Origin of the sequence: Helicobacter rappini, assembly GCF_900198625.1 — a bacterium.
GTDB classification, from domain to species: domain Bacteria; phylum Campylobacterota; class Campylobacteria; order Campylobacterales; family Helicobacteraceae; genus Helicobacter_A; species Helicobacter_A rappini.
This window is the reverse complement of record NZ_FZPK01000010.1, coordinates 23,544-35,687: the sequence shown is the minus strand read 5'-3', so window position 1 is coordinate 35,687 and position 12,144 is coordinate 23,544. Positions and strand designations below refer to the sequence as shown.

Below are 12,144 nucleotides of genomic sequence, written 5' to 3'. Positions count from 1 at the left end.
AAATTTTGTTAAGTTGAGATTCTAGCACAAGATGGCTACACTAAATGTTTTGCATGAATGCTTATTTTGCACCACAATCATAAAGATCGCCATATACTTTAAATGAAACAATTTTCATATTTTGTGGTATTGGATCTACATTTGTGCATTCTACTTCTTTTGCTGCCACATTCCATTGAACTCGCCCTTTTTTATCCACTGGATACTGCTTACACATCATTTCTTCTTTTGCGATTGCAATCATCACTTTTTGTCCTTCTTTAATTGCATGCACAGATTCATTTTTTAAGTCATTAATAGCACCTAGTCTTATCTTTGCTTTAGTAACATTTGCAACCTTTCCTTCAACCTCATCATGCCCTTCTGTTTCACCGACAACCTTGCAGTTATATGGTTTGCTTGAAGCGATTGTAATGCCCCTTGCTTTATCATCAAGAGCTTTCGGCTTAAAGTCTGGTAATGCCGGTTCTGGTTTGCTACCAAAACAGCCCGTTAAACTCACACAAATGCCTACGCTACATGCTACCTGCATACCGATTTTTATCACTTTATTACATGTTATCATGCTCTATCCTTGTAATATAAAAATTCAAGATTCTATACATAAATCTTGCGGAACGCATTTTACAAAAAAAAAAAACAAGTCAAGCGTATTTTATAGTGAAGTAAATAAAGATTAAACATAAAATCGAATTCATTGATATTTTTGCAAAAGGATATGATTCTATGACTGAGTATTTAATAGAATCTTAAACAATAGACACTAAAAACTTCTCTATTGCCTTTCTCTTTGCTTTTTATGATACAAAGCAATATGGAGTTCTAGCACTTCAAGGCTTGCGGGTGTGATACCGCTGATTAGCTTTGCTTCTTTGAGTGTCTTTGGCTTTGCTAGAGTTAGTTTCTCTATCACTTCAAGGCTTAAGCCTGAAATCCCCTCAAAGCTAAAATCTAGCGGAATCTCTATATGAAGATTCTTTTCACTTCGCTTTATTTGCTCGCTTTGCTTTTCAATATAGTTTTGATATTTCGCATGGATTTGCAGTTGCTTTAACGCCCTAGCGGATAAGCCACTAAATCGCGGGTCTAGCTTACGCATTTTTGTAGGTTTCATGCTGTCTCTACCGAGTATTAAACCAAAGTGGCATTTATTTTGGAATCCTTCTTCACCTATGCGGGTTAATCGCTCAAGATTCTGCTTATTTGGCGTATAAGATTCACTAAGTATTGGTAAATGCTTTTCTATATTTTCTAAATCGACTTCAAGCTGATTTAATATCTCTTCATCAAGCAAGCCTAGCTCACGCGAATAAGGCAGCATACGAAAACACGCATTATCTTCACGCAAGAGTAATCTATACTCTGCCCTGCTTGTAAAAACTCGGTAAGGCTCATTTGTCCCTTTTGTAACTAAATCATCAATCATAACGCCAATATAGCTTTCTTCCCTTGAAAGCACTAAAGATGCTCTCTTGCTTTTTCCTTGTGTATAAAGAATGCTTAATGCCGCATTGATCCCTGCTAGAATCCCTTGTGCTGCGGCTTCTTCATAGCCTGTTGTGCCATTAATCTGTCCTGCTAGATATAGGCTTTTTACAATCCTAGATTCTAAAGTGTGAAAAAGGTTTGTAGGCTGACTATAATCATACTCAATAGCATAGCCATAACGAGTAATAATGGCATTTTCTAAGCCTTCAATAGAGTGGATAACCTGCTCTTGCACTTCATAGGGCAAACTCGTTGAAAGTCCATTTACATAGTATTCCCCAGCACTATAAGTCTGTGGCTCTAAGAAAAGCTGATGACGCAACTTATCTCTAAAGCGATTAATCTTATCTTCAATGCTAGGGCAATAACGCGGTCCAACGCCTTGTATCTGCCCTGTAAAAAGTGGGGCGCGATAGAAATTCTCTTCTATAATCTTATGTGTTTTCTCATTTGTATATGTAACAAAGCAGGGCAGCTCTTTTGGGCGGAAATAGCCATGTTTCATACGCCTTTTAAGATATTTTGAGATGATATTCTCACGATTATAAAGCAAATAATCATGTGTTAAAAGGCTAAAATATGGTGCTTCAGTATGGCTTGTGATAAAAAGCTGTTTAAACTCAAAGCTATCTGTCTTATTGCTATTTTGTGAATCTTGTGTAAATTCTTGTTGTAATATTGCATTAGAATCTTCATTTGCCTGAAAGCTAAGATTTTTCTGCACGAAATGTTGAAACTTACTCCATTCTTGTAAGCTTGTATGCTCTAATGCGTTTCTAAAAAGTGAATCTTGTTTTGTTTGTGTGCTATCTTGTGCTATTTTTTGATTAGATTCTATATGTTTATTTGTGTTTTGATACTCATCGGTTAAAAGACTTGCTGTGTGTAAATCGCTAAGATTATGCAACTCATCATAATGTGCGTCTCCATAATGTTTTTCAAGTGTTGTATGATTGATACTAGACCCAAGTATGCGGGGGCAAGTCCCTGTTTTTAACCTCGAGAGTGGAATACCTAGCTGTTTTAAACTCTCGCTTAATTCATTGCTACTTATCTCACCAGCACGACCATTTTCACTTTTATTTTCACCGATATGGATTAAGCCTTTAAGAAAAGTGCCTGCTGTAATGATTATTTTTTTAGCAAAAAACTCTTTTTGTATGCTAAGTTTCACACCTATGGCTTCTGTCTTCTCTTCTTTCGTTTGAGATAGAATCTCTATGACATTGCCTTGTATCACATGTAAATTTTTTGTATTCAGCAAAATATCTCTTGCATGTTTGCGATATAAATCCATATCAATTTGCGCTCTTGTGCCACGCACTGCTGGACCTTTTGAGGCATTTAAGATTCTGTATTGAAGTCCGCTAATATCAGTGATTGCCCCCATAAGCCCCCCAAGGCTATCTACCTCTTTTGTGAGATGTCCTTTGCCTAAGCCGCCTACTGCTGGATTGCAACTTGCAAGGGCGATATTATCGATTAAATGAGTAATGAGTAGAGTTTGTAAGCCCATTTTCGCACAAATATGACTAGCCTCTACACCAGCATGTCCGCCGCCAACTACAATTATGTCGTAATTATTTCTCATTTTTTTGTCCTAATATATGTTTTTTCTAGTAGAATTATAACACCAAGTTATCAATATGGAGTGTCGTTATGGTTAAGAAGTTTAAGGCTGTTATTATGCAGGATTCCAAGCGTTTTTGGAGTGGTGTTGCGATGATTATCTGTCTTGCCATTGTGTTTTTTATCAATGATATAACGCTTACATGGGGGCTTTTGGGTGTGCTATATCTTATCGCATTTTTTGAAAGCACAAGGCTGTATCAAATTAGCTTTCATGTATTAGGTTTATTGCTTGCTATCTTAATTTGGATTGGGATCTATTATAGCCATGAGGCACTCATTGTAGCACTTTTTGGACTTTGTCTTGCTTCATTAAGCATTGTTGCAAGTGAGAGTAATCCAAAGTATGCCTTGCCTTTTATCTATCCTACGCTGCCTTTTGTAGCCCTTTTTGTGCTGTATGCTGCCTATGGTGTGGGCTATCTTATATGGCTTATTGCGGTTGTGGCTTTGGCTGATATTTTTGCCTATTATGGTGGCAGGCAGTTTGGCAAAACAAAGCTTTGTGCGGCTTCTCCAAAAAAGACTATTGAGGGGGCTTTATGCGGACTTGTAGGTAGCATTATGATTGGCTCTGTGGCAGGTATTGGAATCTTTGGCGGCTTTTATCTGTCTTTACTTGCAAGTGCTATTGTCGTTGTTATCTCTATCATTGGCGATCTTTTTGAGAGTGCGTTAAAAAGAAAGGTGGATTTAAAAGATTCTGGTTCTATCCTGCCCGGACATGGTGGTATCCTTGATAGAATGGATGCGATTTTATTTGGCAGTATTGCTATGCTTATGTGCTTGTCATTTCTTAAAATGTATCAAGTTTAGCTAATCTTTATTGCATTTTTGTATAAAAGCTAAGAATTGCATGTGCTATTGAATGTAGGTTGCTCTTTTTTATGTTTCAATAGGCATATTATTAAAAAATAAAAGGTAAATATGGAATCTAAAAACACCAAATCTCAAGCAATGAACGAAAAAGATTCTAAAAAATATAGTGAAATCTCTACTAAGACTCAAAGGACATGGGATCTAGATTCTAAAACAAGCACTTGTCATATTGAGCGTAGCGAAATATCTCACACAACCCACAAGGGTTTAGATTCCATAGAAAACATAGCACAAAAAGATAGAATCTTTTTGCAAGATTCCACGCAACCCATGCCAAAGTTTGAATTTAACGAAATGGTAGCAAGTGTGTTTGATGATATGCTAGAGAGATCGATCCCCTTTTATGATGAGGTGATGAATCTTGCCATTTTTTTTATAAGAGAACATTTGCAAACTATGCAAAAATCAAGTGAAATCCCAGTGATTTATGATCTTGGCAGCTCAACAGGTAATCTATTATTAAGACTTGCAGCAAGCCTAGAAGAATGCAAGATGAAAGCACACTTGTATGGTATAGATAATGCCCTAGCTATGATTGAAAGGGCACAGCTAAAGAATGCAGCGATGGGCTTTAACATTGACTTTTTTCAAGCAGATTTTCTTACATTTGATTTCAAGCCCACACATGTTTTTTTGGCGTTTTATACTATGCAGTTTGTGCGTCCTTTGCAGCGAAAAGACATGATACAAAAGATTTATAATTGTTTGAATGAAAATGGAATCTTTTTGTTTGCTGAAAAGGTGATTAGCGATGATTCTAGACTAGAGGGTCAAATGATTGAGTGTTATTATAACTATAAGGCAAAGCAAGGCTACACACATAAAGAAATCTATAAAAAGCGTGAAGCCCTAGAAAATGTGCTTGTGCCTTATAGCGTGAGTGAAAATTGCACTATGCTTAAGTCTTGTGGATTTAAACATGTTGAGATTCTATTTAAGTGGGTGAATTTCACACTTTTTCTTGCGCGTAAGTGATTTGTTGTTTAAGATTTCATGAATCTTGCATTCAATGTTTTATATCCATGCAACATTTACAATATTCAAAACAGCTATCTATCAATACAAACTCTTTGTAATATGCAGAACAATTAAGAATTGCATATATTTAATATCAAATATTAATTTCAATAAAAAATAGTAATAATTCTTATTTTAATTTCTTTTTAAGTTTTCTTTTGTTATACTTTCAAGCGTAATCATATTACATGATTATGTGTTCTTACAAAAAAAGGTTCTCCTTTGATAGTTTTGGGTTAAGTTAAGAACATTCTTTCACATTATCTTCCTTTAAAGAATAAGGTGGGTTATACCATCTTATACATTTTTTAAAATTTTCAGTTAGTTTTATTATGAATTTTTATTGTAGTTTTTTATATCTTGTTCGCATTTTTCTAGTATTGCGTATTTTTGCTTATTTGTGTCTATCCATGATTGTATGACTTTGTATTTTTCTTCATAGACTTTTGTTAGGTTCTGTTGGATTTGCCAAAGTGTCTTTTTATATAAAGGGAAGTTTAGACTTAACTTTTCTTGATAGATTGGATAGTGTAAGCCTAGATTAATCAAATCTCGCACATTCTCTAGCGTTGGGTTATAAAGTGGCAGGGTATCGGGGTTTGTTTTATGTTTTGTGAGTGCGTTTTCTACCTCAAAATGAAGCTTTTGCAAGCATAGCATAATTGTATTTTGAAAGTTTAGATTTAAGAATTGTGCTAGATTTGCTAACTCATTTTGTAAGTTTTGCACACATTGTGAAAGTGTAGCTTTATAATCATTTGTTATCTCACTATCTAGCACTTCGATTCTAAAATGTCGCTCAATTATCCCATCACTCACCGCCATATCACTAGAATAAGCAAGGCTTAAAGACTGCAAGGCACTCTCTCGCCATAGCTCCAAACTATCACAAAGCCCCATCTTTTGTGTATCAATAAAGGCGCTAAACTCACTCCCAAATTCACTTAACATAAAGCCTAGCTTTCTCATCTCTCTAGCATACATATTGTCATTATTGCATAGCTCACTCATAAGCCTTTCTTTTGGCAGGACATTGACTTCTTTTGTTTGTGTGATTTGAGATTTCATACCGATAAAGTTTTTTGTCTCACGCATGATTTCAAAGGGCTTTAGCTCAAAGCTATTAAAGATTTTTTGTGCTATGGAATCAAATTGTATCTCAAGATTCCCAAAAAGTTTTTGAAAGCTTTTTTCTAAATCGCTTTGCAAGGCATTAAAATGTAGCTTTTGCGTGAATACATTAAGTAGTGAGTAAAGCTCTTTATATGCTAGATTGATTTTATGCAATTTCCATTTTTCTTTCACAATAAGTGTGCGTAAATCCCGCAAGATTCTATAATCTTTTGCTTGAATAGCTTTTGGACGGATAGCATTGTAGATAAAGTCTAGCACCGCACCGATATTAGAATCTTTAAAAAGCTCTTGTGCTTCTTTATTGTTAGAGTGTAGATTATGTGTCGCATTTTCACCATTAGATTCTGTATTATAGCTTGACAAAACACCTGCGTTAAAGAAAGTCTCACTATCCTTTTGTGCTAAGTTTATAGAATCTAGGGCTTGTTTTGCCGATATGGCAATCACTTCTTCAAAAAAGCCCTCAAACGCCCTTTTTGCATACTCTATGCTTGTATTAATCTCTTCTTCACTTTTTAATCTATCTTTTTGATTTAACACACAAAGGCTTTTGTGTGCGTATCGTTTGACATGGGTTTGCAGAATCTCTTTTTCACTATTTTTGCCGACATTATCAATGAGTGTAAGCCAGATGATACCATCAACAGATTCTAGAATCGTATTTGTCGTTTCTGTGTCGCTTTCATTCTGTGAGTTAAAGCCGGGCGTATCAAGGAAGCTAACCACTTTTAAAAGCTCAAGTGGCACGAATAATTTATAATATGAAATCTTTAGATTCTCTATCTCATCGACCTCACCTAGATAGCTAATAGGCTTACTTACAACCGCATTGTTTTTGTAGTGAATCTCAAGCCCCACCTCATCACCATAAGTAATCTCACACACTTTTGCCGTAACGGGCGTAATGCCGCTAGGCAGTATCTCTTTACCTAAAAGTGCGTTTAAAAAAGTGCTTTTTCCGCTACTAAACTGCCCGATAATTGCTACTTTCATAGGCTTATCAATGTCTTGTAAAAGGCGATTTATAATAGCTTTATTTTGCGAATACAGGGGAGTGCTTTGCGTGAGTGCATATCGCGTTTGTATGATTAAAGGATAGAGTGGATTACTACTTTGTGAATCTTGCATTTTTGCTTGTAAGCATTCTTGTATAAAAGTCTCAAATAAGGAATCATTAAGGGTTATATTGTTTTGATTTTGTTGTGCTTCATTCATAACCATGCCTTGTGTCTGTGCTAAAGTTCAATGCAATTTTATCAAAAGTTTTTAGTTTTTGTAAGCTTTGAGCGTGTTTTCTAATGCTAAAGAATCTACTTGTTGTATTTTGATATAATAACACATTTTAATTTTATCATAGGAGATATTATGGATACAATACCTTACATAGACAGAGAAGAATGCGTGATAACAAAAGATTGTGATTTGGAGATTCTAAATAGTGAATCTTATCCTATATTTTGTGGTTGCTTACCGCATGATGATTTGGAATCTGATATTATTGCTACACAAACTTTTGCAATATCAAAATCTGGTGTCATTCAGCTAAAAAGGTTAATCCCGCTTGATATGCTCTATCAATACGGACATGACGCTGGGTCTGTTGGGGGTCTTTGGGATTCTCATCATAAAGAATTCGCCGAATTCATCATGCAGGCACAACCCAAAAAAGTCTTAGAAATAGGCGGTGGGCATTCTAAACTAGCCCTGCATTGTTTGCAATATGAAGAAAAGCTAGAATGGAGTATCATAGAGCCAAACCCGACAACCAAAGATAATCGCATTGTGTATATAGAATCTTTTTTCACAAAAGAGATTCTAGAACAAGGCGATTATGATACAATCATTCATTCACACACTTTTGAGCATATGTATGACCCACATAGTTTTCTAGCAGACATTGCTGCTACTAGCATTGATGCCACTTGCATTGACACTACTATGGGGGGGGGGGGGGCAAGATGCTCTTCTCTGTCCCAAACATGCAAAAATGGCTAGAAAATAAATGGACAAATACCCTAAACTTTGAACATACGATTTTACTCACTGAAGCAGTGATTGACTTTCTACTTACAACACATAAATTTAAGATTCACAAAAAACATTATTTTGGCGACCATAGCATTTTTTACTGGACACAATATGACAAAACACTGACAGATAAACCCATATTGCCAAATGAGTATCAGCAAAACAAATCTCTATTTCTAAATATGTATGATTTTTATCACGCACAGATTGCAAAGCTTAATGCAAGATTAGAATCAACCAATAAGAAAGTGTATCTCTTTGGGGCACATCTTTTCTCGCAATATCTTCTTTATCATGGATTACATTCACTTAAAATAGAAGCAATTTTAGATAATAATCCAAACAAGCAAAACAAACGACTCTATGGCACAAAACTTCGTGTATATTCCCCGCAGATTCTAGCAAATACAGACAATGCTCTTGTAATCTTAAATGCTGGTGCGTATAATAATGAGATTAAAGAATCTTTGAATACAATGAATAATAAGATAGAAATCATCATGCTTGATTAGCTTTGTAGTATGCCCTAAGTTGCATAAAATCTTGTTTATATGCCATTAAAGATTCTAAGTGTTTGGCTGTGTAATTTATTATATATTTGCCTTTATACGATAAAAGCTTCACTTTGCTTTGTAATAACATGTAAAAATCTATGGTTATGTGGAATGGAATTTTAAATAATACAGAATCTTGGGATAACTAGATTTTTAAATCACTAGAATCTAAGTTTAGAAACTTAGAGAAAGATTTTAACACACATAGATTTTACATATTTATCTTGCAATCTAAGTTTTATAAAGGAATGTTATGCTACTAGAATCTTTTAGATACACGCTGGCTGAGTATTATTTATATATTAAAGTGTTTCACATAGTTTCTATTATTACATGGATGGCTATGCTGTTTTATCTGCCGCGTTTGTTTGTGTATCATGCGGAGCAGTATGAGAATGCTGGGTTTAGAAGTGTAGTCGAGCTGCAAGAGAAAAGGCTGTATTATGCTATCGGTTATCCAGCTATGATCGCTGTTTTAGTGAGTGGCTCTTTGATTACACTAGCCCTGCCCGGCATTATGCAGAGTGGTGGCTGGATACATGCGAAGTTCACACTTGTTTTATTGCTTTTAGTATATCATTTTCTATGTGGATTCTATCGTAAGAAGCTTTTAGTTTCTTGTTGTAAAAGCGGTAGATTTTTCCGTATTTTTAATGAGATTCCAACTTTGTTTATGGTGATTATTGTATATCTTGTTGTTGTCAAGTCGTTTTAGTTTCTAAATCCCACCCCAAAATTCTAACCGACATTTTTTCATTGTCAAGTCACTTTATTTACTCTAAGTTGAAATAAAAAAGGTGGGCTTGGCAAAATGTCCGCTCATTTTAATTGTAATTTATTTGCCTCCAAATTCTCAAAAAACCGATATTTTCTCTAGTTTCGTAAATTTATAAGAGTTAGCTAGAAAAAATTTTTAAAAATTATATGCTTGTGTGCAATATTGTAGCTTATATAATGATGAGTTAGCATAAGTGGGTAAGCATGAGTTTTTATAAGGGCAAAAATTCCACTTGTGTGTTGTGTTGCTTATGATTATAGTGTATCAGCAGTCTTTAAAATCTAGCTTAAATAAAGCTTTATTGAAAACTTAAGAATAGCTTAAAATTTCATTGCCAGACTTACAAATCTTTATTAAAAATTTTAATATTTTCATCTTGTAACTTAGCGATAAAACGCCTTAGCTTTTCTTGCATATTTTGATTAAAATCCCTTTTTCCACAAGGTAGATTAAATTCTCTCTTAGCATTAAATCTAATTTGATTATTAAAGGCAAAAATGATTAAGACAAATAAATAAAAAGGATTTTTTGTTTTGTTATAGCGGTTTCTTAGGGCTAAAAAATGCTCTTTATTATAGCTTGATAAACCTTTAGCACTATTGCATTGATAGAATCCATAGCCATATTTTGCAGTATTTGAGAGTTTAAATTCATCAATAATATTGTAAATTGTATTAAAAATTATTTGCGGATTTTTTTGCTGTAAATTTTGATAAAGTTTTGTTAATTCACTCAAAGAATCATTAAGGATAATTTCTCTAGCACTCATATTTATGCCCACATTTGCCCCACCGCAAAATAAATCTAAAGCAATGTTTATATCTTTAGGAAAAAGCGGGAATAGTTGTGTCAAAAGCCTATATTTACCGCCGACATAGTTAAGCGGACTAGCGATAAACTGCCCTTTTAGCTTTGCGCAAGACATATAAAAATTCTCTCTTTGTGATTTGACAACTTGCCTTTTCCACTAGTGAAAGGCTTAAAGTCATATTCAAATATCTGCGTTTTGCCTCTAGATTCTAAAATATCCATAATCTCCCTATCACTTAGCCTTGCGTTACTTCTAGCATTTGCACCATAAGTATTATTATAAGTAACCACCAAAACTTTGCATATCTTTGCTAAAGATTCTATCAAGTCTTTAAAAGCCTCTCTAGCCTCCACCTTGCAATATTTGCTTAGATTGGTAGGCTTTGGTTTTAGGGCTACGCCATATAACTCTGGCTTTTTGTTTAATGCTAGATTTTCAAGCAAATGATAGAATCTGCTATATTGCCTAGAATTATAAGGTGGGTCTATAAAGGCTATGTCAATTTGCCTTTTCTGCTTTGCTAGATTTTGTGCTAAAACATTAGAATCTTCCTTATAAATCTCAATGCTTTTTTCAAGCTTTAAAGGGCTTATTAGCTCATAACTAAATCTATCTTGTAAGATAACATTTTTGCGGTAAGCATCATAATGCCCCACCGTGTTTGCCACCCTATCCACACTATAAAGCAAAGAGCTTAAAAGGATAAAAAACTCTTTTTTACTGATAGCTTTTTGGTCTAAAAGATAATCTAGCCTATCACGCACATAGCCTATTATTTTGCTATCATTTTTACTGAAAAACTTATCGCCAAAATGCTTTGAATAATAATTTTCTTTTATATCTTTAGGCTTTAGCTTTGCAAATTCTTTTTTAAAAGATTCTAGCTTTTCTAAATCAAACAAATCTTGTGTAAAAAAGCCTTGATAAATGATGAAATTTGAGTGTAAAAAATCATTGATGATAATACTATTAAACTCTTTCTTTTTAGCAAAATACTCACTCACAACCCCTGTGCCACTAAACACATCAAAAAAGCTAAGATTTTTCTTATCTCTATAATCAAAGCTTTTTAAAATGCTTGTATCAATAGAATCTAAAAGCTTTGTTTTAGCTCCTGTATAGCGGCGAGATGAGAGAGAAAACATTGTAGCCTTTCAATTTAAAAGATTCTCAGCAAAGATTATCAAAGCAAAATTATACAATATTTGCGTAAGCATTGCCTGCGTAGTGTTTTTAGATTCTGCATATAGAATCTAAAGCGTGTTTATTTTTCCCTATCTTTAGAATCTATCTTTTATCCCGCATATCACTTCCTTTTCTCTGCTTGTTTAATCGCTTGTAAATACTCTGTATCGCTTAGCTTATCGCCCCATATCACATTAGAATCCTTATCATATTGCGTTAGGGCGATATGTGTGCCGCTAGATTCTAGCCCAGCTCAGTGCCAATGCGCTACATTTGGCGGACAAGAAATGCTCTCCCCTACTTCTGCTTTGTGGATAATGCCATCTTTTGTGCCTGTGTAAATCACACCTTGCGTTACGATAAGTGTCTGTCCAGCAGGGTGAGTATGCCAAGCACTCCTAGCCTTTGGGCTAAAATGCACCTTTGCACCGCTAAAATCTCGCCACGCATTTTTCTCAAAAAGCATTGTAACTCCAACTTCACCGCTAAAGATTCTAGAATCTCCTTTCATCTCTGCTGCATCTTTTGTAATCTCTTGCATAGATTTTTCTCCTTGTGCGAAACATATTGATACTATACTTGCTAATATACCTGATAAGATAAACCTATTTACTTGCATATTTGTCTCCTTTGAGTATTTG

The 12,144-nt window shown here is 34.6% G+C and carries 10 protein-coding genes and 2 pseudogenes; 5 read left to right on the top strand and 7 right to left on the bottom strand.

The genetic code is table 11. The features are described 5' to 3' along the window. Positions 1 to 61: 61 nt before the first annotated feature. The 3 genes and pseudogenes from C6H17_RS02760 to C6H17_RS13380 all read right to left on the bottom strand — a co-directional run. Positions 62 to 565 carry a hypothetical protein gene (locus C6H17_RS02760; protein ID WP_005217317.1) on the bottom strand — a complete coding sequence of 168 codons (504 nt, stop codon included), beginning with the start codon at positions 563 to 565 and terminating at the stop codon, positions 62 to 64. A 210-nt stretch (positions 566 to 775) separates the two neighbouring features. Then, positions 776 to 1,978, bottom strand: a pseudogene (locus tag C6H17_RS13385) (FAD-dependent oxidoreductase); the annotation flags it as partial. 384 nt (positions 1,979 to 2,362) lie between these two features. Next, positions 2,363 to 3,079, bottom strand: a pseudogene (locus C6H17_RS13380) (FAD-dependent oxidoreductase); the annotation flags it as partial. 68 nt (positions 3,080 to 3,147) lie between these two features. On the opposite strand from C6H17_RS13380, the gene C6H17_RS02750 reads away from it, so the two are divergent. Both C6H17_RS02750 and cmoA read left to right on the top strand, forming a co-directional pair. Continuing rightward, positions 3,148 to 3,933 (top strand): phosphatidate cytidylyltransferase, encoded by a 786-nt coding sequence (locus tag C6H17_RS02750; RefSeq protein ID WP_005217321.1) that lies wholly within the window; start codon positions 3,148 to 3,150, stop codon positions 3,931 to 3,933. A 111-nt stretch (positions 3,934 to 4,044) separates the two neighbouring features. Further along, positions 4,045 to 4,971 carry a carboxy-S-adenosyl-L-methionine synthase CmoA gene (gene cmoA, locus C6H17_RS02745; protein WP_020995378.1) on the top strand — a complete coding sequence of 309 codons (927 nt, stop codon included), beginning with the start codon at positions 4,045 to 4,047 and terminating at the stop codon, positions 4,969 to 4,971. A gap of 372 nt (positions 4,972 to 5,343) precedes the next feature. Here cmoA and C6H17_RS02740 read toward each other — a convergent pair whose 3' ends face one another. After that, complete coding sequence (locus C6H17_RS02740) at positions 5,344 to 7,362, bottom strand: dynamin family protein (RefSeq protein WP_005217323.1); 2,019 nt, start codon at positions 7,360 to 7,362, stop codon at positions 5,344 to 5,346. Between the two features lie 150 nt (positions 7,363 to 7,512). On the opposite strand from C6H17_RS02740, the gene C6H17_RS12775 reads away from it, so the two are divergent. From C6H17_RS12775 to hemJ, 3 genes are all read left to right on the top strand, one after another. After that, on the top strand, positions 7,513 to 8,142 hold the full coding sequence (locus C6H17_RS12775; RefSeq protein ID WP_005217325.1) for a class I SAM-dependent methyltransferase: 630 nt from the start codon (positions 7,513 to 7,515) through the stop codon (positions 8,140 to 8,142). Continuing rightward, positions 8,106 to 8,687: a hypothetical protein gene (locus tag C6H17_RS12770; RefSeq protein WP_223808304.1), complete on the top strand. Its 582-nt coding sequence runs from the start codon at positions 8,106 to 8,108 to the stop codon at positions 8,685 to 8,687. Before C6H17_RS12775 ends, C6H17_RS12770 begins: the two co-directional genes overlap by 37 nt. Positions 8,688 to 8,982: 295 nt before the next feature. Then, a complete protein-coding gene (gene hemJ, locus C6H17_RS02730; protein WP_004085929.1) occupies positions 8,983 to 9,444 on the top strand; it encodes a protoporphyrinogen oxidase HemJ in 462 nt (153 codons plus the stop codon). A 403-nt stretch (positions 9,445 to 9,847) separates the two neighbouring features. Here the strand turns inward: hemJ and C6H17_RS02725 are convergent, their stop codons facing one another. The 3 genes from C6H17_RS02725 to C6H17_RS02715 form a co-directional block, all read right to left on the bottom strand. After that, positions 9,848 to 10,432: a DNA adenine methylase gene (locus C6H17_RS02725; protein WP_005217328.1), complete on the bottom strand. Its 585-nt coding sequence runs from the start codon at positions 10,430 to 10,432 to the stop codon at positions 9,848 to 9,850. Beyond that, positions 10,414 to 11,463, bottom strand: a complete 1,050-nt coding sequence (locus C6H17_RS02720) for a DNA adenine methylase (protein ID WP_005217330.1) — start codon at positions 11,461 to 11,463, stop codon at positions 10,414 to 10,416. Before C6H17_RS02720 ends, C6H17_RS02725 begins: the two co-directional genes overlap by 19 nt. Before the next feature lie 293 nt (positions 11,464 to 11,756). Continuing rightward, complete coding sequence (locus C6H17_RS02715; protein ID WP_005217332.1) at positions 11,757 to 12,122, bottom strand: cupin domain-containing protein; 366 nt, start codon at positions 12,120 to 12,122, stop codon at positions 11,757 to 11,759. Between the last annotated feature and the right edge of the window lie 22 nt (positions 12,123 to 12,144).